General features: G+C 61.3%; 22 protein-coding genes. 8 read left to right on the top strand and 14 right to left on the bottom strand.

The genetic code is table 11. The features are described 5' to 3' along the window. Positions 1 to 49 precede the first annotated feature (49 nt). From kynU to PQR40_RS20755, 10 genes are all read right to left on the bottom strand, one after another. Entirely contained in the window at positions 50 to 1,279 is a 1,230-nt protein-coding gene (gene kynU / locus PQR40_RS20800) for a kynureninase (RefSeq protein ID WP_408394664.1), read from the bottom strand. Between the two features lie 66 nt (positions 1,280 to 1,345). Beyond that, complete coding sequence (locus PQR40_RS20795; protein ID WP_408509782.1) at positions 1,346 to 2,368, bottom strand: amidohydrolase family protein; 1,023 nt, start codon at positions 2,366 to 2,368, stop codon at positions 1,346 to 1,348. 15 nt (positions 2,369 to 2,383) lie between these two features. After that, on the bottom strand, positions 2,384 to 2,908 hold the full coding sequence (locus PQR40_RS20790) for a 3-hydroxyanthranilate 3,4-dioxygenase (RefSeq protein ID WP_408232564.1): 525 nt from the start codon (positions 2,906 to 2,908) through the stop codon (positions 2,384 to 2,386). A gap of 32 nt (positions 2,909 to 2,940) precedes the next feature. After that, positions 2,941 to 3,372, bottom strand: a complete 432-nt coding sequence (locus tag PQR40_RS20785) for a RidA family protein (RefSeq protein WP_408232567.1) — start codon at positions 3,370 to 3,372, stop codon at positions 2,941 to 2,943. Next, positions 3,369 to 4,142, bottom strand: coding sequence for a 2-keto-4-pentenoate hydratase (locus PQR40_RS20780; protein WP_408232570.1), 774 nt, complete (start codon positions 4,140 to 4,142; stop codon positions 3,369 to 3,371). The genes PQR40_RS20785 and PQR40_RS20780 overlap by 4 nt, the downstream gene beginning before the upstream one ends. Continuing rightward, positions 4,139 to 5,182, bottom strand: coding sequence for a 4-hydroxy-2-oxovalerate aldolase (gene dmpG, locus PQR40_RS20775; RefSeq protein WP_408232573.1), 1,044 nt, complete (start codon positions 5,180 to 5,182; stop codon positions 4,139 to 4,141). The genes PQR40_RS20780 and dmpG overlap by 4 nt, the downstream gene beginning before the upstream one ends. Positions 5,183 to 5,195: 13 nt before the next feature. Next, on the bottom strand, positions 5,196 to 6,140 hold the full coding sequence (locus PQR40_RS20770) for an acetaldehyde dehydrogenase (acetylating) (protein ID WP_408509781.1): 945 nt from the start codon (positions 6,138 to 6,140) through the stop codon (positions 5,196 to 5,198). Positions 6,141 to 6,151: 11 nt separating this feature from the next. Then, the gene (locus PQR40_RS20765) at positions 6,152 to 6,973 is read right to left on the bottom strand and encodes a 2-keto-4-pentenoate hydratase (protein ID WP_408509780.1); all 822 of its coding nucleotides are present in this window, start codon (positions 6,971 to 6,973) and stop codon (positions 6,152 to 6,154) included. Further along, positions 6,970 to 8,460 (bottom strand): 2-hydroxymuconic semialdehyde dehydrogenase, encoded by a 1,491-nt coding sequence (locus tag PQR40_RS20760; protein ID WP_408232582.1) that lies wholly within the window; start codon positions 8,458 to 8,460, stop codon positions 6,970 to 6,972. The genes PQR40_RS20765 and PQR40_RS20760 overlap by 4 nt, the downstream gene beginning before the upstream one ends. Positions 8,461 to 9,544: 1,084 nt before the next feature. Continuing rightward, positions 9,545 to 10,522, bottom strand: a complete 978-nt coding sequence (locus PQR40_RS20755) for a LysR family transcriptional regulator (protein WP_408509779.1) — start codon at positions 10,520 to 10,522, stop codon at positions 9,545 to 9,547. Positions 10,523 to 10,724: 202 nt separating this feature from the next. Between PQR40_RS20755 and PQR40_RS20750 the strand changes: the two genes are divergently transcribed. After that, positions 10,725 to 10,886, top strand: coding sequence for a DUF1328 domain-containing protein (locus PQR40_RS20750; protein WP_035551387.1), 162 nt, complete (start codon positions 10,725 to 10,727; stop codon positions 10,884 to 10,886). A 210-nt stretch (positions 10,887 to 11,096) separates the two neighbouring features. On the opposite strand, the gene PQR40_RS20745 is transcribed toward PQR40_RS20750, so the two are convergent. Together PQR40_RS20745 and PQR40_RS20740 are read right to left on the bottom strand one after the other, a co-directional pair. Then, the gene (locus PQR40_RS20745) at positions 11,097 to 11,726 is read right to left on the bottom strand and encodes a GNAT family N-acetyltransferase (RefSeq protein ID WP_408509778.1); all 630 of its coding nucleotides are present in this window, start codon (positions 11,724 to 11,726) and stop codon (positions 11,097 to 11,099) included. 151 nt (positions 11,727 to 11,877) lie between these two features. After that, positions 11,878 to 12,801 (bottom strand): LysR substrate-binding domain-containing protein, encoded by a 924-nt coding sequence (locus tag PQR40_RS20740; protein WP_408509777.1) that lies wholly within the window; start codon positions 12,799 to 12,801, stop codon positions 11,878 to 11,880. A gap of 82 nt (positions 12,802 to 12,883) precedes the next feature. On the opposite strand from PQR40_RS20740, the gene PQR40_RS20735 reads away from it, so the two are divergent. Beyond that, positions 12,884 to 13,774, top strand: a complete 891-nt coding sequence (locus PQR40_RS20735) for an EamA family transporter (protein WP_408509776.1) — start codon at positions 12,884 to 12,886, stop codon at positions 13,772 to 13,774. Between the two features lie 29 nt (positions 13,775 to 13,803). Here the strand turns inward: PQR40_RS20735 and rfbC are convergent, their stop codons facing one another. Both rfbC and PQR40_RS20725 read right to left on the bottom strand, forming a co-directional pair. Then, positions 13,804 to 14,355: a dTDP-4-dehydrorhamnose 3,5-epimerase gene (rfbC, locus tag PQR40_RS20730; protein WP_408509775.1), complete on the bottom strand. Its 552-nt coding sequence runs from the start codon at positions 14,353 to 14,355 to the stop codon at positions 13,804 to 13,806. 127 nt (positions 14,356 to 14,482) lie between these two features. After that, positions 14,483 to 15,478 carry a GlxA family transcriptional regulator gene (locus tag PQR40_RS20725; RefSeq protein WP_408232600.1) on the bottom strand — a complete coding sequence of 332 codons (996 nt, stop codon included), beginning with the start codon at positions 15,476 to 15,478 and terminating at the stop codon, positions 14,483 to 14,485. Positions 15,479 to 16,245: 767 nt separating this feature from the next. Here PQR40_RS20725 and PQR40_RS20720 point away from each other — a divergent pair. The 6 genes from PQR40_RS20720 (at position 16,246) to PQR40_RS20695 (ending at position 24,797) form a co-directional block, all read left to right on the top strand. After that, positions 16,246 to 16,620, top strand: coding sequence for a hypothetical protein (locus tag PQR40_RS20720; RefSeq protein WP_408232607.1), 375 nt, complete (start codon positions 16,246 to 16,248; stop codon positions 16,618 to 16,620). A gap of 337 nt (positions 16,621 to 16,957) precedes the next feature. Continuing rightward, entirely contained in the window at positions 16,958 to 17,881 is a 924-nt protein-coding gene (locus PQR40_RS20715) for a LysR family transcriptional regulator (RefSeq protein ID WP_408392158.1), read from the top strand. A gap of 16 nt (positions 17,882 to 17,897) precedes the next feature. Further along, the gene (locus PQR40_RS20710) at positions 17,898 to 18,572 is read left to right on the top strand and encodes a response regulator transcription factor (RefSeq protein WP_408232613.1); all 675 of its coding nucleotides are present in this window, start codon (positions 17,898 to 17,900) and stop codon (positions 18,570 to 18,572) included. Positions 18,573 to 18,822: 250 nt separating this feature from the next. Then, entirely contained in the window at positions 18,823 to 22,116 is a 3,294-nt protein-coding gene (locus PQR40_RS20705) for an efflux RND transporter permease subunit (protein WP_408509774.1), read from the top strand. Continuing rightward, positions 22,106 to 23,320, top strand: a complete 1,215-nt coding sequence (locus PQR40_RS20700) for an efflux RND transporter periplasmic adaptor subunit (protein WP_408509773.1) — start codon at positions 22,106 to 22,108, stop codon at positions 23,318 to 23,320. Before PQR40_RS20705 ends, PQR40_RS20700 begins: the two co-directional genes overlap by 11 nt. After that, positions 23,313 to 24,797 carry an efflux transporter outer membrane subunit gene (locus PQR40_RS20695; RefSeq protein ID WP_408509772.1) on the top strand — a complete coding sequence of 495 codons (1,485 nt, stop codon included), beginning with the start codon at positions 23,313 to 23,315 and terminating at the stop codon, positions 24,795 to 24,797. The genes PQR40_RS20700 and PQR40_RS20695 overlap by 8 nt, the downstream gene beginning before the upstream one ends. Positions 24,798 to 24,842 lie beyond the last annotated feature (45 nt).

The following is a 24,842-nucleotide window of genomic DNA, read 5'->3' as shown; positions in this document are numbered from 1 at the left end:
CTCGAATCGCGGCGCTTAAATGCTTAAATGTTCAAGTATGTTGCGCGGGTCAGGTCACCGACTTGCGTGCTTTATATTCTTCGGTATTCCACGCATCGGTTGCGATGATGTCCTTGAGTTGAGCGATGGTGTCCCAGATATCCACGTATCGCACGTACAGCGGCGCAAAGCCAAAACGCAGAATGTCCGGTGCGCGGAAGTCGCCGATCACATTGCGCGCGATCAGCGCCTGCATGATCGCGTAGCCTTCCGCATGACCCAGCGATACCTGGCTGCCGCGTCGCTCAGCATCACGCGGCGAAGCGAGCGTGCAACCAAGGCCCTTCAGTTCCTGATCGGTCAGCTCGATAAACAGATTGCCGAGCGCCACGCTTTTATCACGAAGCACGTCGAGGTCGACGCCATCGAACGCTTCGAGCGCGCTCTCCAGTGCGATCACACCGAGTTGCGACGCGGTGCCAGTCAACATGCGATCAATGCCCGGATGCGGCGCATAGTCGTGCGTGAACTCGAACGGCTTCGAGTGGCCGTGCCACCCCGTCAACGGTTGACGCACGGCTTCGATGTGGCGCGACGCAACGAACACAAAAGCCGGCGCACCCGGACCACCGTTCAGATACTTGTAGCCGCAGCCCACCGCGAAGTCGGCGTCGCAGCGGTTCAGATTCACCGGCATCGCGCCCGCCGAGTGACACAGGTCCCACATGATCAGCGCGCCGGCTTCATGTGCCTGGCGCGTCACCGCTTCCATGTCGTAGCGCTTGCCGGTTTTGTAGTTGACGTGCGTGAGCGACACGATCGCCACGGTATCGTCGATCGCCGCGACGATGTCGTCCGGATCGACGCAACGCAGTTCACAACCCGTCATCTCAGCGACGCTCGAAGCGATATATACGTCAGTCGGAAAATTGGTTCGCTCAGCGAGGATCACCTTGCGGCCCGGACGCATGCGCGTGGCCGAAACCAGCACTTTGAACAGATTCACCGAGGTCGAATCGGCGACGATCACCTCGTCCTGCCCTGCGCCGATCAGTTTGGCAATCTTGTTGCCAGTACGCTGCGGCGCCGGATACCAGTCGGCGTCGTTCCATGAACGGATCAAACCGTGCGCCCATTCCTGTTTGAGCGCCCGTTCGATACGCGCGGGTACATTCGCGGGCATCGCGCCCAGCGAGTTTCCGTCGAGGTAAATCGTGTCGGCAGGCAAATCGAAGCGCGCGCGGCAGTGGGCCAACGTGTCGGCAGCGTCGAGCGCGGCGCAGTGTTCCCGGGTGATCATCTGGCTAATTTCCTGTGTGTTCTTATTGCAATTGCAAGCTCAATGGCGTGCGTTGCTTGAATCCGTTCAAACCGCGCGTGCGATCGTCGTAGGCAAATCGAAAAACCGTTGGGCGTTGGTGCCGAGAATCTTCGCCTTGGCCGTGTCGCTCAATTGCGGATGATCCGCGACCAGGTCGCCGATTTTCTGCTCGCCGAGCGGGAACGGATAGTCGGAGCCGAGCAACACATGGTCCTCGCCCATCGTCTCAACCAGCAGGCGCAAAGCACCCTGATCGAACACCGCGCTATCCACGTGAAAGCGTTCGAGATACGACACCGGCGGATTCGGACAATCCTCACGCACAATATCGCGCTGCTCCCACGCGTTCTGCACGCGGCCGAGCAAAAACGCAAAGCTGCCGCCGCCGTGCGCGAAGCACAGTTTCAGCGACTTCGGAATCCGCTCGAACGCCCCCGACAAAATCAGCGACACCATGCTCAACTGCGTTTCCGCCGGCATCGCGACGAGCCACGGCAGCATCCACTTCTTCATGCGGCCGTCGGTCATCATGTCCCACGGGTGCACGAGCACTGGAATGCCTTCGTTCGCGCAGTGCGTGAGAAACGTCACCAGGTGTTCGTCGTCGAGATCACGCGGGCCGAGGTGATTGCCGATCTGCACGCCGCGATGACCGGCCCGGTGCGCGCGTGTCGCCTCGCGGCAAGCGAGGTCGACGTCCTGCAGCGGCACTTGCGCGAGCGCCATCAACCGTTGCGGGGCGTGCGCGCAGAGTTCGAGTGCGCGGTCGTTCATCCGCGCGGCCCAGTCGTGCGCGGCGGTGGCGGCGTAACGATAGCCGAACATCACGGGTGTCGCGCACATCAACTGGATATCGACGCCGAGCGCATCCATTTCAGCAATACGCACCGCCGGATCCCACAGCGCGCGGTACACCGGACGAAAACTCTTCTCGCCGGTCATGATCATGCCGCGTTCGCCGTCCGCGTCGATCTTCAGCCACGGCGCGTGTTCCGCGTCCAGCCTTGCGGCTTCTTCCCGCACGATCGGCGGGAAGAAGTGGGAATGCATGTCGATTCGAAGTGTCATCGTGATTCTGTTTGTTTAGACGGTCTTGCCGGGGTGGACATGACCACAATGCGCGCAGCGGCGTTTTTCTTCTGAGGCATAGAAGGCGTTGAAAAGCGGTGGCAGATCGCTGACGATGCTTTTCAATTGCACCTCGACGCGATAGACGAGATGTCCGCAGTCATCGCAGTACCATTCGAAGCCGTCCACCACGCCTTGCGGGCGTTGCCGTTCGATCACGAGGCAGACGCTGCCCGCTTCCGGCCGTTGCGGCGAATGACGCACATGCGGCGGCAGCAGAAACACGTCCCCTTCTTTCAGGTCGACGCGTTCACGTTCGCCGTCGATCCATAGATGCAAATACGCATTGCCACGCAGCTGATAGAAGAATTCCTCGAGCGGGTCGTCGTGGTAATCGGTGCGATGGTTTGGGCCACCCACCACCGTGACGATGAAATCGCTGTCCTGCCACACCTGCTGATTGCCGACCGGCGGCTTGAGCAGATGCGCGTGGTCGTCGATCCAGCGCTGAAAATTGAACGGTTTGCCGTACGTGAGCATGGCTGTCTCTTTCTTTAGTTTTTTGCGCGTGTTTATTTTTTCGGTGCGTACGCAATCGCCTTCATCTCGATCAGCAGATGCGGATGAGGCAATTGATGCACGGCGACCGTCGTGCGCGTCGGACCCGTTTCGTCGAAGTACTCGCCGTACACGGCGTTATAGCCGCCGAAGTCGTTCATGTTGACGAGGAACGACGAGATCTCGACGAGGTTCGACAGGTCCGCGCCTTCACTCTGCAGGATATCGCGAATGTTCTCGATCACCACGCGCGTTTGCTCGCGAATGTCGAGTTGAACGGTGCCGAGGTCGTCGACGGAGGCGCCCGCAATCGTATTGTCCGGACGGCGCGAACTGGTGCCGGAGACGAACAGGAAGTCACCCGCTCGCGTTACGTGCGGAAAACGGCCGCGCGGTTTGGCTTTACCGGGCACGACGCGCCCTTGAATGGTCGGTTCGTTGGTCATGAGAGTCGATAGGTAGTAAATTCGGTGCTGCCAAGGCCGTTGACGACGCAATGCACGTGCGCGTCGACGGGCAATGGATAAGCGGCGGTGGCGGCGCCCGCCATGATCAGCGAACCAGCCGGCAATACGAGGCCGTTTTGCGAAATCAGGCGCGACGCTTGCACGATCGAGCGTAGCGGATCGCCGAGAATCGCCGCGGTCGAGCCGGCCTGCACGATACGGCCGTCAATACGCATCGTCACGCCCGCGTTGCGCAGACCGTCGAAGCGTGTGGTCCACGGGCCGATCACCAGCCCTGCCGATGAACAGTTATCGGCGACCACATCTTCGAGCGTGAACTTGAAATCGCGGTAGCGTGAGTCGATGATCTCCATCGCCGGGGCTACCGCTTCCAGATAGCGTGACGCTTCGAGCAGGGTTAGCGGCCGGTCGATCTCGCGGCTCGTCAGGAAGCAAACCTCCGGCTCGACGCGCGGGTGAATGAAGCGATTCAGCGCGACGCGGCCGCCGTCTTCATCGAGCATCGCGTCGGTCAACCAGCCCCAGATCAGGCTGTCGACACCCATCTGAATCATCTTCGCGCGGCTCGTAAAGCCCAGCTTCACGCCGACCATGCTCTCGCCGCGATGAATGCGCCGCTCAATCGACGCGCGTTGAATCCCATAAGCGTCATCCAGCGAAAACGGCGTGGACGTGGTGAGTTGCGCGATCGGCTCCGCATGGCGCGCGGCGCCGTCGATACGTTTCGCAATAGCGTCGATATCGATCACGCGGCCTCCTTCTGCGCAAGTTCACGTGCCTTGCGCATATCCAGCGCAACGTCGACGATCATGTCCTCCTGGCCGCCGACCATGCGGCGCTTGCCGAGTTCGACCATGATGTCGAACGCCGACAGGCCGTATTTCGCGGCGGCCGCTTCCGTGTGGCGCAGGAAGCTTGAGTACACGCCGGCATAGCCCAGCGCGAGCGTTTCGCGATCCACCCGCACCGGCCGCTCCTGCAACGGACGCACGATATCTTCGGCGGCATCGATCAGCTTCTTCACGTCGCAGCCGTGATTGAGCTTCATCCGGTCTACCGCGGCGATGAATACTTCGAGCGGCGCGTTGCCTGCGCCCGCTCCCATTCCGGTTAGCGATGCATCGATGCGATCGCAACCGTGTTCGAGCGCGATCACGGAATTCGCCACGCCCAGCGACAGATTGTGATGCGCGTGCATACCGGTTTGCGTCGCCGGATCCAGCACGGCCTTGAATGCATCGAAACGCTCGGCGACGTCACGCATATTCAACGCGCCGCCCGAATCCACCACGTACACACATTGCGCGCCGTAGCTTTCCATCAGTTTCGCCTGCTTCGCCAATGCGTCGGGCGTGGTCATATGCGACATCATCAGAAAGCCGACGGTATCCATGCCGAGTGAGCGCGCGTATTCAATGTGCTGCTTCGAGATGTCCGCTTCGGTGCAATGCGTGGCGATCCGGACGATGCGTGCGCCAGCGTCGTACGCCGCGCGGAGATCGTGGACGGTGCCGATGCCAGGCAGCAGCAGCGTCGCCACTTGCGCGCGTTTCACCGTACCGGCCACCGCTTCGATCCATTCAAGGTCGGTGTGTGCGCCGAAGCCGTAGTTGAAACTCGAACCCGAGAGACCATCGCCATGCGCGACTTCGATACTGTCGACGCCCGCGTCATCGAGTGCCTGTGCGATCGCAACCGCGTTCTCCAACGAGTACTGATGGCGGATTGCATGCATGCCGTCGCGCAGCGTCACATCCGACACATAGATTTTCTTGTTGCTATCGGTCATTACGTCGTTCCTTTCACGCTGCCACGCGGCTGGCCGCGATCTGCTCGGCCGCGGCCAGCGCCGCCGAAGTCATGATGTCGAGATTGCCCGCATACGAAGGCAGATAGTGCGCAGCGCCCTCCACTTCGAGGAATACGCTCACCTTCAGGCCCGCGCGGCGCTCGTTCGCGTGCAACGCGAGTGGGTTCGCCGCGGTGTAACGGTCAAACTGTACGGCCTGCTTCAGACGATAGCCGGGCACGTAACTCGCCACCGCCGCGACCATTGCATGAATCGAATTTTCGATTTCGCCGGTGTCGGCGTCTTCTTCGGTCAGGCAGTAGACGGTATCGCGCATCATCAGCGGCGGCTCGGCCGGATTGAGCACGATGATCGCCTTGCCGCGCGCCGCCCCGCCCACGGTTTCAATCGCCTTCGAGGTGGTCTCGGTGAACTCGTCGATATTGGCGCGCGTACCCGGCCCCGCCGAGCGGCTTGCAATCGATGCGACGATTTCGGCGTAACGCACCGGCGCCACGCGCGATACCGCATGAACGACTGGAATCGTCGCCTGGCCGCCGCATGTAACCATGTTCAGGTTCGGCGCGTCGAGATGCGCGAACAGATTCACCACCGGCACCACGAACGGCCCGATAGCGGCTGGCGTCAGATCGATCACGGTGATGCCGTGTTCGCGCAGCACGGCAGCATGGCGATGATGTGCGCCTGCCGAGGTCGCGTCGAATGCAATGCGAATGTCGCTGAAGTTCGGCATGGCCACGAGACCGTCGATCCCCTGCGCGGTGGTCGGCACGCCGAGCCGTTCGGCACGCGCCAGACCGTCCGAAGCCGGATCGATGCCGACCATCGCCCCCATCTCGAGGTGCTTTGCGTTACGCAGCACCTTGATCATCAGATCGGTGCCGATATTGCCGGAGCCGATGATGGCGACGGCCTGCTTTTTCTGTTTATCGTGCATGGCTTTCTCTGTCACGCTGCGGATTCCGTGTGGTGGGAAAAACTCGCGCTCACGGAGCCGAGACCTTCGATGTGGGCGGTGAAGACATCGCCGGCATTGACGCCGACCATTGGGCCGAGCGCGCCGGTCAGCACGATATCGCCCGCCTTCAGGGGCGCGCCGACACGTGTCATGATGTTGGCGAGCCATACCGCTGCGTAGAGCGGATTACCGAGGCAAGCGGCGCCAACGCCGACGCTCACCTGATCGCCACGCCGCTCCATCACCATGCCGCAGTTGATCGCGTCGAAGGCATCGAGTTTGACCGGGCGATTGCCGAGTACGAATAGACCGCTCGACGCGTTGTCGGCCACTGTATCCATCAAGCGGATATCCCAGTTGGCAATGCGGCTGCCGACGATCTCGATCGCGGGCAATGCGTAGGCGGTTGCGCCGATCAGGTCGGCAATCGTGTGCCGTTCGTGCGGCAGATCGCGTGCGAGCACCAGCGCGATCTCCGCTTCCACTTTGGGCTGCTGCGTGCGCGACATGGCGATCTCTTCGCCGTCCGCAATCGACATATCGTCGAACAGCATGCCGAAATCTGGCTGATCGACGCCGAGCTGGATCTGCACGGCTGCCGACGTCAGGCCGATTTTGCGGCCCACGAGGCGGCGACCGGTTGCCAGCTTCCGTTCAGTGTTCAGGCGCTGCACGGCATAAGCGGCTTCCAGCGCGTCGCCACCCAGGTCCGCGATCGCCGCACGCACTGGCGCGATGGGTGTGTTGCTCTGCTGCGCCTGCCAGATTGAGTCAGCAATCTGTTGCGCCGCCTTCAGGTCGATCTCGCTCATGCGATCCTCACGCAGACGTTGGTCAGTTCCGAATAGAAATCGAGCGAGTGACGCCCGCCTTCACGGCCGATGCCCGAAAGCTTGGCTCCGCCGAACGGTGTGCGCAGGTCGCGCACGAACCATGCATTGACCCAGACGATACCGGTTTCGATCTGCCGCGCCACGCGGTGGCCGCGCGAGAGTTGCGTCGTCCAGATGCTCGCCGCGAGTCCGTAGGCGCTGTCGTTGACGCGGACGATCACTTCGTCTTCGCTATCGAACGGCGCAATATGGCAGACAGGTCCGAAGATTTCCTCTTTGACGCAGCGCGCATCGTCGTTCAGTCCGGTCCAGATTGTCGGCATCACGAACGCGCCCTGATCGCGTTCGTCGCCGAATTGCGGGACATTGCCGCCAGTCACGACGGTTGCGCCCTCTTCGACTGCGAGCCGGAAATACGACAGCACCTTCTCGCGATGGCCACGCGAGATAAGCGGGCCCATCGTGGTTGCTGGATCGTGAGGCGCGCCGACTTGCAGCGCCTCGGTTTTTTCCTTCAATGCGGCGACGAAGCGCTCGAAGATCGGCCGCTCGACGTACACGCGCTCGCTGCACAGACAAACCTGCCCGGCATTCGTGAAGCTCGATTTCAACACGCCGGCGACGGCCGCGTCGAAATCCGCGTCGGCGAACACGACGGCTGCATTCTTGCCGCCGAGTTCGAACGATATCTCTTTCACGCCATCGGCGACGGTCTTCATAATCGTGCTGCCGGTACGCGATTCGCCGGTAAAAGTGATCGCGCTGATGTCCGGATGACGCGTGAGGAATTCACCGGCAGCGTTCGGCCCGTGACCGTGAATCAGATTGAACACGCCGGGCGGCAAGCCGATGTCGTGCATCACTTCGGCGAGCAGCGTGGCGGAACTGGGCGTTTCTTCCGAGGGTTTGGCGACGACGCAGTTGCCCATTGCCAGGGCTGGGGCAACTTTCCACGTGAACAGCAGCAACGGCAGGTTCCACGGCGAGATGATGCCGACCACGCCGAGCGGTTTGCGCGTGACGTAGTTGATCAGTTCGCTGCCATCGGCTGCATGCGTTTCGAAGAATTCGCTATTCGCGGTGCGGATGAGATCCGCAAAGGTGCGGAAGTTCGCGATGCCGCGAGCAATGTCGAGCTTGCGGGCTTGCTCGAGTGGGCGGCCGGTATCGGCCACTTCTGCCGCGACGAAATCTTCGAAGCGGGCTTCTATGCCGTCGGCGATTTTATGGAGCCAGTCCGCACGTTCAGCCGGTTTGGTATTGCGCCAGCCGGCGCGTTGGGCGGCGGCTGCTGCGCGGACGGCGGCGTCGACGGTTGCGGCGTCGGCTTCGCAGACTTGCGCGAGTTGTTTGCCGTCGACCGGGCTGATGTTTGGAAAGGTGGTTGCGGTCGCAATGAATTCGCCGTTGATGTAATGGCGAAGCAATGGTTGAGCGCGCTGCGCGGCGGCCGGGGTGAAGGTCACAACGTCTCCTGCTCGATTGAGGTGTTTGCAGGAGTCTAAAGGGGGGCCTCGCGAGGCGATAATCAAAGATTGGGTGGTGGGTATGCTAAAGGGGAATACCAAAGGGTTAGGGGTTTGCCTTGGGCGGCGGCAAGGGGGTGAGGGTTTTGCGTTAGTTGGTTGCCTGCGCGGCGCTTTCTTGTCTGGTTGCCTGTGGCATTGGCCTTTCCTTGATGCGTTTGCCTGCCCGGCGCTTGTTTTTCTGTGTTTTTATGGCGTTGGCCTTTCCTTGTTTTGTTATTGGATTATTAGCGTTGCCCCTGTGCGGGGCAGCACTTACTTTCTTTGCCGCCGCAAAGAAAGATAAGCAAAGAAAGCGGCTCACCCCGCTAATTTTTAAGCGAGTCCCCCGCACAGCCACGGTAGTGGTGCATCTGGAATCCGTGCCCTCGCGCTTTCGGCGTTAGTGACAAAGGGCTCGTCAACTCCCACTCCGCACTGCGTGCGTCGCGGATGGGTTTGCATGGGAAACCAAGGGCTTCGCTTCGGGCAGTGAGGGCCATCGGCTTCGCCTCGGCGGCGAGGAAGTTGTATGGAAAACCAAGGGCTTCGTTAAGACACGGTGGGAGCCGTCGGCTTCGCCTCGGCGACGACGGCGTTGCGTCAAAAACCAAGGGCTTCGTTATAGCGCAGCGGGGGCCGTTGGCTTCGCCTCGGCGACGACGAAGTTGCTTAAGAAGCCAAAATGGCTTCGTTTGCGGGGAACCATCGGTTTTGCCTCGGCGGCGTGAGCACGAAAACGTAGTGGTTGGTTGTATGAAGTGCGCGTCGGCGCGCGCAGCGCCGCCGGAAGTATGACTGCCTTGTCACTGACGCCGAATGTGCGGGAACACAGATTCCAGATGCACCACTACCGCGACTGCGCGGGGGACCCGCTTAAGAATTAGCGGGGTGAGCCGCTTTCTCTTGCTTACTTCTCTTTGCGGCGGCAAAGAGAAGTAAGTGCCCGCCCCGCACAGGGGCGACGCTAATACACCACTAAGAAAACAAGGAAAGGCCAACACCGTAGGCAATCAGACATAAAGCGCCGCGCGGGCAAAAAAAATCAAACCCCAACACCATCAGGCGCAGCAGCCACCCCCACAGCCTCCCGCAAACACTCCACAAAAGCCTGACAAGCAGCACTCTGCTCCTTATGCGACCGCACCGAAAACCCAACAGTGCCAAACGCGCCGCTTTCGGGCAAATCCAATATCCGCAACAACCCCGCATCTTCAAACTGCTGCGCGGCAACCCTCGGCATCAGCGCAATCCGTGGCGTATCGAGCAGCAAGCCGATATTCGTCAACAACGACAGCGACTCCACAATATCCGTAGGCAGTGGCAACCCCGCCGCGCGAAACAGATGCTCCGCGGAAAGCCGTGCCGGCGAATCAGGCGTCGGGAGGATCCAAGGCGAGCCGACCAGCTCCGACAAATGCGTCACACCAGCCGGAGCCGGCCCATAGCCTTTTCCGACCACCACGCACAGGGACTCGTCAAAAAGCGCCTCATGCGTCAACGGAAAAGCACTCGCAATTGGCAACTCGCGCTCCGGCAACCGCCCGACGACGATATCGAGATCCCCCGTCGCCAACGCCGGGAACAGATGCGCCGTCGTGCCCTCACGCACAGTCACGAGAACGTTCGGCGTGCGCGCTTTCAGCATGGCGATCGCGGTGGGCAGCAGCCGTGCCGATGCCGAGATGAGCGTGCCGACAATCACATGGCCACTGGTGCCAAGCCGAAAGTCGTTGAGCTCGTCAGTCATGTAGCGCAACTCCGCCATCAGCGATTTGACCCGTCGCCCGAGGAGCAATCCCAGATCCGTCGGCACGACACCCCGATTCGAGCGCGCGAACAGCGCGCCGTCGAAACACGACTCAAGTTCGTGGATGACCTTGGTGACGGCCGGCTGCGTCAAGCGCATCTCGTTGGCGGCGCGCACGACGGAACGCGTTTCCAGCACGCGTTCGAAGATCATCAGCTGATTGAGCTTCAGCTTGCGGATCAGGGAAATCTCGCTGAGTGGATTGTGTTGCATGGCGGGCGTGGGCGGAATCAATGATCCGCGATGGTAACAGCACAAAATCGGTAGACCGATTAGGGGCACCACCTGCTCTTCCAACCCTGGGCACACCTATTGCTGTATATCGCTCGCCGGCAACAACCCGTCGAAGCACGCAGTATCCGCAACGGGTAGCCGTTTTTAACTTCAATTCAGCAATCCATCGGTGGGAGGCCCCATGCTTCGATACGCTGTAATCTTCTTCATCATCGCGATCATTGCCGCGGTATTCGGCTTCGGCGGCATTGCCGCAGGCGCAACGGAAATCGCCAAAGTTCTGTTCTTCATCTTCGTGGTGATCTTCCTCGTCACCTTGCTGATGGGCGTGATGCGACGCTGACCACCGCATTGACCAAATAAGCGAAGAAACACCCGCCCCGGTGCGAGCACCGGCAACTATTGCAATACTTGCCACACCGTATTGCAACCGTTGCTGCCCGCGCCGGCGGTTTTAATGCAAGAGCCTACGCATCACACGCCCGCGCATCCCGAACGCCTTGCACCGCAGCACACAGGCAATGCCCTCAAGTACGCCAACCACGCAAACGCGTCATGCCGCGCGCGCAATTCTCGCCGGCACAGTCAACCTATGTGACCAGTTCGCGAGCGTACGCGTCGCCACCGGCGGCTTGCTCAAGATCGCGCTGTCGTAATGCTTGTCGTCGAACCGCACGAAATCGACGATGCGAAATCCCTGCCCTCGATAAAACGCAATCAGGTGAGCCGCCGGTTGCGGCGTATCGAGCGCGAGCTCCGCATAACCGCGCGTCGCGGCCCAATGGTCGGCAAAGGCAATCAATAACGTACCAATGCCACGCGCCTGCCACACCGGTTCGACGCCGAACTGGCGCAAGCTGGCGATATCGTCGCGCCGGTACAAGTCGCAAGGCGACTCGTGATCCGGTGCATACAGCGTCATCGTACCGACGATGCGCCCCTCGCAGACCGCCACGTAGCAATCGCCGCGCGTCGCGCGTGAACGCGTCGTCTCCACCGTTTGATCCACACATGTGCAATTCAGCCCCATCGCACCGAGCCGTGTGAAAGCCCGATGCAGCAGCGCGGTCAACGCAACGTATGAATCGCGCGATGGATCGAAGCGGCGCAATTCGATACGGCCCACGCCGTGACATACGTAGTCGATACGGACAGCTTGCTGCGTCGTTGCACGTCGCTTCACGTTGAACACCTCGCGCTATCAAGATGCACGAAGTGTAGATTTCGCGAGCAGGCGTCTCAAGAAAAAATGTCGTAAAAACTCACATGGGACGTGCATGCGCGCGTGCGCGCTGATGTACATGCCCGCAAGTTATCGGCAGATTGCCTGGGCACTAGCCAGCGGGTGCCATAAGCGGCTCGTTTTCCCGCAGGCCGAGATGCAATTCCTCGCACAGGAACGTCTGCAATGTCTGCACGGCGGCCGCCTGAGCGCCGGAGACCGCACGCATGAAAAGCCCGAAATCGGCTGTAGGCGCATCGGGCAATCCGTCGGCCTGACCGAGCACGCGCATCGACTCCGAACGGATATTGCCGTCGAGCAGCACCGAGACACCCAGCCCCGCTTCCACGGCCGACTGCACCGCCGGCAAACTGGTGCTGGTACATACAATGCGCCACGCAATCCCCGCGCGCCGCAGCGCCGTCAACACCTGCTGCTGCCACAGACACGCACCGCCGAACGCAACCACCGGCAACGCCGCGTCAACGTCGCGACTAAACCCGCGCGCGCCGACCCAGAAGAGCGGCTGCGTCCAGGTCAGCAGCGGCACCGAGTCGACCAGCGCGGGGTCCCCCACGACCACATCGAGGCCGCCATCCGAAAGCCGGTTCGACAGCGCCGCACTGGTATCGACGACGATCTCCAGCGCCACCTGCGGATAAGCGATCGAAAAGCGCCGCAACGCGCGCGGCAGCCGACCGACCGCGATGTCTTCCAGCATGCCGAGCCGCACCGTGCCGGACACCTGCCCCGCGCTCAACGCCCGCCGCGCATCGGCACCCGCGCCGAGGATCGTATGCGCGAAGGGCAGCAGCAGATGCCCCGCTTCGGTCAGTTGCACGCCACGCGGCGAGCGGTCGAGCAAACGCTGCCCCAGTTCTTCTTCGAGCCGGCGCAATTGCATACTCACCGCCGCCTGGGTGCGCGCGAGGCGCACCGCCGCCACGCCCACGGCGCCGGTCTCCGCAACGGTAACGAACGCACGCAGGAGACTGCTGTCGAGATCTCGGGTCATCACGTTTATTGAAGTGATCATAAGAAATATCAACTTATCTTAATACCGCTTGCACCGATAAGATAGCGTCCAACGAATCCCAAAGAGCGGCAACGAGGCCACCATGCAGGACACCACGATCAAACCGACGCTGAATTCCGCGCCAATCCCGGTAAAGCCCGCCAGCGCGGCGGCGGGTGCGGCGCTTCTGTGCGTGCTGTCGATGTCGAGCGTGCAGTTCGGCGCCGCGCTCTCCGCGCCGACGATGACAGCGTACGGTTCACTCAGCACCACCTGGTTGCGTCTCTGCTGGGCCGCCGCGGTGCTTGCGTTGCTGGTGCGCCCGCGGCTCTTCACCTACTCGCGCTCGCATTGGCTCGCGGCCGGTGCGTTGGGGGCGGCAATGGCCGGTATGACGCTGTGCTTTTTCGCGGCGGTTCAGCGGATTCCATTGGGGCTGGCCGTCGCAATCGATTTTCTCGGGCCGCTCGCGGTAGCGACTTTCGCGGTACGGCGCGCGCGAGCACTCCTGTGGCCCGCATTGGCGATTGCCGGTGTGCTACTGCTTTCGCATGATCGCGCGGGCTGGATCGGCGAACCACTTGGCGTGCTGCTCGCGTTCGGCGCCGCGCTCGGCTGGGGCAGCTATATCGTGCTGATGAAGAAAATCGGCACCGTGTTCGCCGGACTCGAAGGATTGTCGGTGTCACTGATTGCAGCCGCGCTGGTTGCCACGCCATTCGGTTTCGCGCAAAGCGGCATACACATCGCAGCAGGCCAGATCGCGGCATCCGCGGGCCTCGCATTGCTGGTTCCGTTGTTACCGTACGCGCTGGAGATGGTGGCGTTGCGGCACATGCCGGCTGCGTCGTTTGGGATCCTGATGAGTGTCGAACCCGCGATCGGCGCGTTGGCCGGTTTCACGGTGCTGCATCAACCGATGGGAGTCTTGCAGATAGCAGGCACCCTGCTGGTGGTCGCCGCGAGCGTGGGCGCCGTGGCGGCAACGCGCTGAACGGTGCTGAATCGCTGCGTGTGCCGCGCTCAGGCGAAGTTTTCCGCTTCGTAAAGACGCCGGCCCGCTGCGTCCTTGGCGCCGAGGATCGGCTCGATTTCGATCGGCCACGCGATGCCGATATCAGGATCGCACCACAAGATGCAGCGCTCGAGTTCGGGGAACCAGTATTCGGTGGTCTTCCAAAGGCACTCGGCGACATCGGAGAGCACGACGAAACCATGCGCGAAGCCCGGCGGCACCCATACCTGCCGATGATTGGCCGCGCTCAGATAGACGCCGCTCCACTTGCCGAAGTTCGGCGAATTGAGCCGCACGTCTACGGCGACGTCGAACACTTCCCCTACCACCACGCGCACGAGCCGGCCCTGCGGTCGCTGCACCTGATAGTGCAGCCCGCGCAACACGCCACGCACCGCCCGCAAATGACGGTCTTGCACGAAATTGAAACCATGCGAGACGTCGTCGGTAAACTCATCCGCACTGAAGCTCTCGAAGCAGAAGCCGAATTCGTCGCAAAACACCTCGGGCTCGATGAGTTTGACCTCCGGCAATACCGTCGCCATTACCTTGTTGCCCATGGCCACTGTGCTCGTAAGAAGCCTGTCCGGAGAAACCACGTTCGCCACTGCACGCACCGCTGCGTATGCCGCTGCGCATGCATCCATCCACGATGAGGTACGCCGTCTGCACGGCGCCCGCCCAAACTTACATTTCGGTCGCCACCCGGCTGCGTGCGCGGTATTCGGTCGGCGACAGCGCCATACGCTTACGGAATATCTTCGCGAGGCGATCGCCGTTGCCGGTACCGCTGCGGCGCGCGATCTTGTCCACCGGCAATTCGGTTTCAGTCAGGAAGTTGCAGGCGATGCGCAGCCTTACCTGCAGCAGATAGTCAGAAGGCGTGACGTGCATTTCATGCTTGAAGCGTCGCAAGAAATTTCGCTCGCTCATCGCCGCCACCTGGGCGGCGTCGGCAACCGATACAGAACGATCGCAATTCGCTTCCATCCAGCGCGCGGCTGCGCGGATTTTCTCGGCGACACTGAGTGTGCCGCCTTCAGCCGGCAGCGGCACCCAGGTGGCGGCCATGCCCGGCATGACCCGATCGGCAACGCTGCGCGCGAGCTCCGCGCCGAGATCGCGCTTGATGAACATCAGCGCACTGCGCGCACAGTCGTTACGATCATTGGCGGCGCTGCGCGCGGCATCGGTCGTGGCACTGTTCAGATAACGGTTCACCTGAAGGCCGTCATGCTCCGCGGGGCCCGCCGCCTCCAGCACGAGACGGCCCTCGCCGATCGTCTCGATCGCGCGAGTACGCGTTTGCACCAATCGCAGCCAGCCAAGCAGCCGTTCGTCGAGCGCGGCCTCATGTGCGCCGTAGCCGCCCGCAATGAACAGCACGTCGAAACCGCTGCCGTAACGTGTGTCGATACGATCGGTCCAGATTCGGGCCGACGAAGAACTCGCGACGCTGCCGCCGTCCATCGATAAAAACTGCACTTCATAAGGCGGCTCTTCACCGGCCCGCGAGCCGGAGAGTTCGTTGGCGGTCTGGAACATCTCGACCACCGTGCCAGGCCCGAGCAGCCAGAAGCCGTCGAACAGCAAGACGCCAATTCGCCGCGCTGCACTACGCACGTTTAGCGTCGGCGTATGTAACCAGGTGATCCTCGCAGTATCCAGGTGCATGTGCGGCATGATGTTCCCTCAGAACTGTCGTACGTTGCGGACCCCGCTATCCCTTCGGCCGGCCGATATGGTCGAATTTAATTACGGCGAATGAAAACTGCCGGCAATTTTTCTTAACGGATTATGCGTGATGTTAGCGTAATGCCTTGCTATAGTAAATTTTAAAAACAAATTGGTATTGCGAAAGCCCATGTATGAAGAACACCATTATCGTGCGTTTCATATGACTGTCCGCATATGCCCCCGCCTCGCGGTAGATCGTACCGGTCCGCCGTCCGCCAGAATGCCGAAGAACCTTATATCTGCTCGATTTCAGGCCTGCAACGACGGGGCATGAAACTGGCGCAGCCCAGCGGATTTGCGGTAGCGACCCACCGCGATCGCATCCAGAAGTGTTTCAAACCTGAACTCTAAACATCGCAAATAATGAACATCCAATCAGACCTTTATTCGCAAATCAGGAATTTATCGGCGGTGTGAATGTGGCAAACCGCACATTCAATGAAACATTCCGGATTAAGCATTTTGGCACGTGATTCCCAATCGACTAAAAACGTTTCTATATTGAAACATCTGGCCTCTTTTACATATGAATAAATGCGCCAGTCATCTGCCCCCAACAGCGCGAAAACATCGGACAAATCTGCGATATGGCGGAAATCGTGCCAGGCGGCTTCCTTAAACAAAGTTTCATCCCTGGATCGTGCTCTTTAAGACTTGCTTAAGAGAGGTCGCGCCATAATTTGCGCACCGTGAGAGCTGGAAGGAGCAGAGATATGTCGCGCCCCATGAGCATCGAAAGAGTCAACGAATATGGACAGAACGCCGTTCGCATCGCCATCGAGGACAGTGCGGTACTGCTCGAAGTGGCCGATCTGGACGCCGTGATCGAACACCTCAGCGCGCTGCGCGCCATGATGCGCCCGGAAGTGCCTAAAGAACCGTTGCGCACCCATCAGTACGTGATTGAAATCGATCCGTGCTGGCACACCGAGAAGCATCCACTGCATGACGGCGCCGTACTGTTCCTGCGGCATTCCGGCCTGGGCTGGGCCGGCTTCGCACTCCCCACCGAAAGCCTCGCCAGGTTGCATCACGCACTGACACAGCAACTGGAAGCATCGCTCGAAGTCCACGGCATGCTCAACTGAATCGACTGGATGACGAGCTCACGCAGCTTGTTGCGTTTCGCGTAGCACTGTATTTCAGATTGCGCCTGCATCTCGCTGTGCCTCGCATCTATACTTCTCCCGCCGCGTGATAGCGGTTACTTTCATTCAAGTCTCTTTCCGAAGCGCGGCGCAGTCCGCGCTCTTTTTTTGCGCATCGTTTAGGTTTGCTGATGGTCCACGAGCGAATCGAGATACAGGGTCGCCCATCCAGTTCATGAACATTGCACAAAATTAAAAAAGACTTAATCCACCTAGCCGTGCCGTTTTACCTGCGATCGCCGATGATGCATCCATCGTCCTTCTCTACTGTCCCAACATGAACCAGCTACAAGCGATGCGTGTCTTCACACGAGTGGTCGATCTCGCCAGCTTCAATCTTGCGGCGAGACAGTTAGGGATGTCGGCAGCGGCGGTCACGCGCAGCGTCGGCACACTGGAAGCACATCTGAATATGCGCTTACTGAACCGCACCACGCGCAGTCTTTCGCTGACCGATGTAGGCCGCGAGTATCTCGACGGTTGCCGCACAATCATCGAGAAGCTCGACGAGATGGAATCGAATCTGCTAGAGACAACGCGCGATCCGCAGGGCACGTTACGGATCGCTACGCCGATGACGTTCGCTACCGCCGGGTTGGGCGCATTGCTGGCCTCGTATCGCACGCTGCATCCACGCGTGGATTTCGACGTGACAACATTCGACACGCATATCGATCTCGTGGAAGGCGGTTTCGACGTGTGTTTCTCCGACGACAGGCGACTCGCCAATTCCACGCTGGTGAGCCGCACGCTGACCAGTGTCGATGAATTGACCGTCGCTTCCCCGACCTATCTGGCGCGTCACGGCATCCCTCGCGATCCGGCCGCGTTGAACCGCCATGGCCTGCTGACGGTCTCCGACGGTTCGTCGCGCACCTGGGAATTCGCGGACGACGACGGCATCTACCGCGTCAACACCGGCAGCGCGCTCACCGCAACGAGCAGCGCGATGGTGCGCGTGGCCGCACTCAATCATATGGGCATCGCCCTGCTGCCAATGCCGATCATTGCCGACGATCTCGCGCAAGGCGCGCTCGTACCGGTGCTCGAACAGTTCGAAATCAACGGCGGCCCTCGCCAGGTGTCGATTCTCTACTCCGGCCGCAATTACCTGTCGATGCGCGTGCGCAGTTTCATCGACTTCGCGGTCAGCCAGTATCGCGCGCCGGACCGCCCGGTCGCGCTGCGGGCGGTGGCCTGATCGGGGCGCGCGCATCATGCCCAAAATACTAACGATTGAAGATGACGAGTTGATCGCGCACGACATCGTTCGCACACTCAGCGCAAGCGGTTTCTCTGTCGACGTGGCCCGCACGGGCCGCGAAGGCATGGCGAAAGTGATGGCGGGCGACTATGACGTCGTCACACTCGACCGCATGCTGCCCGATCTCGACGGCCTGACCATCGTGGCGACAATGCGTGGTGTCGGCATGGAAACGCCGGTGCTCGTGATGAGCGCGATGTCCGATGTCGATCAGCGCATTCAGGGCTTGCGTGCCGGCGGCGACGACTATCTGACCAAGCCGTTCTCGTCCGAGGAAATGTTCGCACGCGTCGAGGTGTTGTTGCGCCGCCGGCCACGTCACGCCAAAGCTGAGACGATGTTGCGCAGCGGCGCGCTGGAGATCGATCTGGTGCGCCGCAGAGTCACCCACCGGCAGCGCGAACTCGATCTGCAACCCACCGAATTCCGCGTGCTCGAATTCATGATGCGGCACACCGGCCAGGTGCTCACGCGAACGATGATTTTCGAAGCCGTGTGGGGCTGCCGTTTCGATCCAGGTACCAACCTGATCGACGTACACGTAGGCCGTTTGCGCAAGAAGGTCGAGACGCCCGGCGAGCGTCCGTTGATTCGCACCATTCGAGGCTCAGGCTATCTGTTCGGCTGACGCCGTTCAACTCGCAGGTTTTCCAACGAAGCTTTAGCGCTGCATGCAGCGCTAAAGCCGTTGCAACGCGACTATCGGCGCAATCGCACGCACCCCCGCGGCTTCCTAAAACTAGTTTCATTTGTTTAGTCCGCGACTGTTAGGACCCGCTCTCCAGAATGCCGTTACCGGGCAACGCCATTGGTGCGAGCCCCAAAACCGCCACACGCCCGCGCAGATTCAATCGCGCCTCTGAACGGAGCAGCCTTCGATGTTAAAAATAGTCCGGTTAGCTTTGACCCGGCCCTACACGTTCATCGTGCTTGCGATGCTGATCCTGTTGATCGGCCCGCTTGCCGCGTTGCGCACGCCAACGGATATCTTTCCCGACATCCGCATTCCCGTGATCAGCGTGGTCTGGAATTACGCCGGCCTGCAACCGGACGATATGTCCGGACGCATCGTCACCTATTACGAGCGTACGCTCGGCACGACCGTCAACGACGTCGCGCATATCGAGTCGCAATCGTTTCGCGGCTACGGCATCGTGAAGATCTTTTTTCAGCCGACCGTCGACATCCGCACCGCGACCGCCCAGGTGACCTCGGTTTCGCAGACGGTGCTCAAGCAGATGCCGCCCGGCACCACGCCGCCGCAGATTCTTAACTACAACGCGTCCACAGTGCCGGTGCTGCAACTGGCATTGACCAGCAATACGCTCGACGAACAGAAACTCGCCGACTACGCGACCAACTTCATTCGCCCGCAGTTGCTGAGCGTGCCTGGCGTGGCGATTCCGACGCCGTATGGCGGCAAGACCCGTGAAGTGCAGATCGATCTCGATCCGCAAGCCTTGCAGGCAAAAAAACTCTCGGCCAACGATGTCGCCACCGCCCTCGCGCAGCAGAATCAGATCATTCCAGCGGGCACCGAAAAGATCGGCCGCTTCGAATACAACATCAAGCTGAACAACAGCCCGCTCGCACTCGACGAACTGAACGCGCTGCCGATCAAGACGGTGGATGGCGCCACGATCTATATCCGCGATGTGGCCCACGTACGCGATGGCTATCCGCCGCAAGGCAACGTGGTCCGCGTGGACGGTCATCGTGCAGTGCTGATGAGTATTCTGAAGAACGGCTCCGCCTCGACGCTCGACATCATCTCCGGTGTCAAGGCGCAATTGCCGCGCATTGAAGCGACGCTGCCGCCCGGATTGAAGCTCGTGACAATGGGCGATCAGTCGACCTTTGTGAAAGGCGCCGTCAGCGGCGTGGCGCGGGAAGGCGTGATCGCCGCCGCGCTCACCTCGCTGATGATTCTGCTGTTCCTCGGTAGCTGGCGCTCGACGCTGATCATCGCGGCATCGATTCCGCTTGCAGTGCTGGCGGCGATTGCGGGTCTCGCCGCCATGGGCGAAACGCTCAACGTGATGACGCTCGGCGGCCTTGCACTCGCGGTCGGGATTCTGGTCGACGACGCCACCGTCACGATCGAGAACATCAACTGGCATCTCGAACAAGGCAAGGACGTACGCAGTGCAATTCTGGACGGCGCGGCGCAGATCGTCGCGCCCGCGTTTGTGTCGTTGCTGTGCATCTGTATCGTCTTCGTGCCGATGCTGCTGCTCAACGGCATTGCGCGCTTCCTGTTCGTGCCGATGGCCGAAGCGGTGATCTTCGCGATGATCGCGTCGTTCATTCTGTCTCGCACATTCGTGCCGATGATGGCGCAATACCTATTGCGCCCGCATGCATCGGGCGGTCACGCCTCCGGCGAACTGGCTGCGGTGATGGACCCGCATGGCGGCCATTCGCACGCGGCACCGTCGCGCAATCCGCTGGTGCGCTTTCAGCGCGGCTTCGAGCATCGTTTCGAGCGCGTGCGCAGCGTGTACCGGATCGTGCTCGGCCTCGCCCTCACGCATCGCAAGCGTTTCGTGACGGGGTTTCTGATCGTAGTCGGCGCGTCCTTTCTGCTCGCCCCGTGGCTCGGGCGCAATTTCTTCCCGAATATCGACTCCGGAGAAATCGCGATCCACGTGCGAGCCCCGATCGGCACACGGGTCGAAGATACCGCCGAGCAATTCGATCTGATCGAAAACGCAGTGCGCCGGGCGATTCCGCCGGACCAGTTGCGCGGTATCATCGACAACATCGGCCTGCCCAATAGCGGTATCAACCTGACCTATAACAACAGCGGCACGATCGGACCGCAAGACGGCGACATCCTGATCTCGCTGAACGAGGACCACCAACCCACCGCCGGCTTTGTCCGCACACTGCGTGAAACGCTGCCGCGCCAGTTTCCCGGAACAACGTTCGCTTTCCTGCCGGCCGATATCGTCAGCCAGATTCTGAATTTCGGCGCACCCGCGCCAATCGACTTGCAGGTGGCTGGACCGAACCAGGCGGCCAATCATCGCTACGCCAATGAAGTGATGCGGCGCATGCGCATGATCCCCGGCATTGCCGACACGCGCATCCAGCAGGCGTCGACGTACCCGCAATTCACCGTATCGGTGGACCGCTCACGTGCCGATCAACTCGGCATCACCGAACAGGATGTAACCAATTCCGTGGTGGCGAGCCTCTCGGGCACGAGTCAGGTGTCGCCGACGTACTGGTTGAATCCGAACAACGGCGTGTCATATCCGATCGTCGCGCAGACCCCGCAATACCGCATGACGTCCCTGTCCAATCTGAGCAACTTGCCGGTGACCAGCAAGAGCGGTCAGGCGCAGATTCTCGGCGGTATCGCGACGATCTCGCGCGGCGTCGGCAATGCGGTGGTTTCGCACTACAACATCGAACCGCTCTACGACGTGTTCGCGACCACCCAGGGTCAGGATCTCGGCGCTGTCTCCGCGAAGATTCAGAACATCATCCATGCGACGGCGAAAGATGTGCCGAAGGGTTCGATCGTCACACTGCGTGGTCAGGTGCAGACGATGAATAGCGCGTTCCTCGGTTTGTCGCTGGGTCTGGTCGGCGCAATTCTGTTGATCTATCTGCTGATCGTCGTGAACTTCCATTCGTGGAGCGACGCGTTCGTGATCGTTACTGCCTTGCCCGCAGCGTTGGCCGGCATAGTGTGGATGCTGTTCACCACCCATACGCCGCTCTCGGTACCCGCACTGACTGGCGCGATTCTCTGCATGGGCGTCGCGACTGCCAACAGCATTCTGGTGGTGAGCTTCGCCCGCGAACGGCTGGCGGTGACCGGCAATGCGCTGGTCGCGGCGATGGAAGCCGGCTTCACGCGCTTTCGCCCGGTGTTGATGACGGCGCTCGCGATGATCATCGGCATGGCGCCGATGGCGCTCGGCCTCGGCGACGGTGGCGAGCAGAATGCGCCGCTCGGCCGCGCCGTGATTGGCGGTCTGATCTGCGCGACTTTCGCCACGCTGCTGTTCGTACCGGTCGTGTTCAGTCTCGTGCATCGACGCGATGCGGCGAGTCATGGCCCCTCACACGGTCCGTCAAACGGCCCATCGCATAGCTCGTCGAACGCCCCCTCGCACGATCACTCATCATCCGAACCCGGAGTCCATCATGTCCACTGAGATCGAAATCAATTCGCCGAAGCGGCTGCGTCATCTGAAGCTGGTCGGTATCGTCGCGCTACTGGCGGCAGCGGGCATCGTGACTAGCGGCATTGCCAGCCGCGTGCATGCGAAGCAGGAACTCACCACCTGGTCGGCCCAGCAAGCCGTGCCGACGGTGGCGGCGTACACACCCAAACACGACCTCGACGCGCAGACGCTGGTGTTGCCCGGACGACTGTCCGCTTTCGTCAACGCGCCGATCTACGCACGCGTGTCGGGTTATCTGCATGCGTGGTACGCGGATATCGGCACCCACGTCAAAGCCGGCCAGTTGCTCGGCGTAATCGACACGCCCGACCTCGATCAGCAATTGCTGCAGGCTCGTGCCGATTTGCAGAATTCAGTGGCGAACGAAAAACTCGCCGCATCCACGGCGAACCGCTGGACGAAGATGCTGCAGCAGGACTCCGTCTCACAGCAGGATGCCGACGAAAAGACCAGCGATCTCGTTGCCAAGCAGGCAACGGTAGCAGCAGCCGAAGCCAACGTTCGGCGTCTCGAAGCGCTTGAGTCGTTCAAGCGCATCACCGCTCCGTTCGACGGCATCGTCACCGCGCGCACCACCGACATCGGCGCACTCATCAACGCGGGCGGCGGCAATGGGCCTGAACTGTTCTCGGTGTCCGACGCACGTCAGCTGCGCGTCTATGTGAGCGTGCCGCAGGACGAAGCGGCCGCCATCAAACCCGGCATGACCGCTACCCTCACCGTGCCCGAACGCCCGGGCGTGAAGTTCAACGCGAAACTCGTCGACACCGACGATGCGATTACGCCCTCCTCGGGCACGCTGCTGGTGCAGCTCGCGGTGGACAACCAGAACGGCTTGCTGATCCCCGGTGAGTACACCGAGGTGCATTTCGCGCTCCCGACCGACTCGCACGCCTTGTCGATCCCGGCCAGCTCGCTCATTTTCCGGCAGCACGGTTTGCAGGTCGCGGTGGTCGGCAACGACAACCATGCGGTGCTCAAATCCGTTTCGATCGGCACCGATCTCGGCACGCACGTCGAGATCGCGTCGGGGTTGAATCCAACGGATCGTGTGATCGACAACCCGCCCGACTCGCTCACTTCGGGCGATGAAGTGCGGCTTGAAGGCAATCCGGCCGGTACGACGGACACGTCGCTAGCCGAACGCCGGCCGGCGGAGAGCACTCATGGATAAACGCCGCATCTGCATCGCGTTGGCGGCCGCGGCGCTGCTGAGCGGCTGCTCGTTCGCGCCGACCTACCAGGCGCCGGCCACCAGCATCCCGACGACATTCAAGGAAGGCGGCGCCTGGCAGCTCGCCAGACCGGCCGACCGCGTGCCGCGCGACGCGTGGTGGAGCGTCTATCGCGATCCGGTGCTCGATCACCTTGAAGTTCAGGTGGCGGCCGCCAACCCGGACGTGGCCGCGGCGATGGCGCGCCACGACGAAGCCACCGCCTATCTGTCGCAAGCCCGCTCGGGGTTGTTTCCGACCATCGGCGCTGAAGCGTCGGTCGAACGCCAAAGGCAATCGGACAATCGCCCACTGCGTGGCGCGGGTCAGCCCGCGGTGTACGGCACCAATGACGTCGACGTCGGCATCGGTTATGACCTCGACCTGTGGGGCAAGATCCGCAACGAGGTTTCGGCGGGCCGCTCGGCGATGCAGGCAAGCGAGGCCGATCTCGAGTCGGTACGTTTGAGTTTGCAGGCGAATCTGGCAAGCGCGTACTTCAATCTGCGCGGACTCGACGAACAGCAGCAATTGCTCAATGACACAATCGACACTTACCAGCATGCGCTCAAACTCACGCTAAGCCGCCACGCCGGTGGCATCGCATCCGACCTCGACGTCTCGCGCGCGCAGACGCAACTCGACACCGCGCGCGCTTCCGCCGACGATATCGCCGCACGCCGCGCGCTGTATGAGCACGCGATCGCCAGCCTGACCGGTGCGCCGGCGTCGACGTTCACCCTTGCGCCGGTGATCGAAACGGCTTATCTGCCGTCCATTCCAACCGGCGTGCCTGCGGCGCTGCTGCAACGGCGCCCCGACATCGCGGCAGCCGAGCGGCGTGTCGCCGAGGCCAATGCACAAATCGGCGTGGCCAGGGCAGCATTCTTCCCGGACATTTCGCTTGGTCTTGACGGCGGCTATCAAAGCGACACGCTTTCGCCATGGCTGATGGCGCCGAACGAAATCTGGTCGGTCGGGCCGAGCCTGGTGCTCACGCTATTCGACGGCGGCCGCCGTGAAGCGATCACACAACAGGCCCGCGCGAAGCTCGCCGAAAACGGCGCCAGGTACAAGGCCGCCGTGCTGCTCGCCTTCCAGCAGGTCGAAGACAACCTCGCGCAATTGCATCATCTCGGCGACGAAGCCACCCAGCAGAACGAGGCGCTCGTCGCCGCGCAACGCACGTTGACGCTTTCGATGTCGCGCTATCGTGACGGCGTGGTCAGCTACCTGGACGTGGTGACCGCGCAGACCACCGAACTCACCACGCAGACCGATGCATTGAACCTCAATACGCGACGCCTGCTGGCCTCAGTGGGACTGATCGAGGCCTTGGGTGGCGGCTGGTCAGCGGACGGCGCTACGGGCACGCCTGCCGTTCAGGCGGCAAGCGCGCAAGTGGAGCATCCGAGGGTGCTCGCTTCCGCTGATTGAATCCTCGGGTTGAATTTGCCGGTTGAAACTGCTCATTGAAATTGC

This window comes from Paraburkholderia sediminicola (assembly GCF_046026855.1).
Taxonomy (GTDB): domain Bacteria; phylum Pseudomonadota; class Gammaproteobacteria; order Burkholderiales; family Burkholderiaceae; genus Paraburkholderia; species Paraburkholderia sediminicola_A.
The sequence above is the reverse complement of the archived record's forward strand: the minus strand, read 5'-3'. Positions and strand labels throughout refer to the sequence as shown.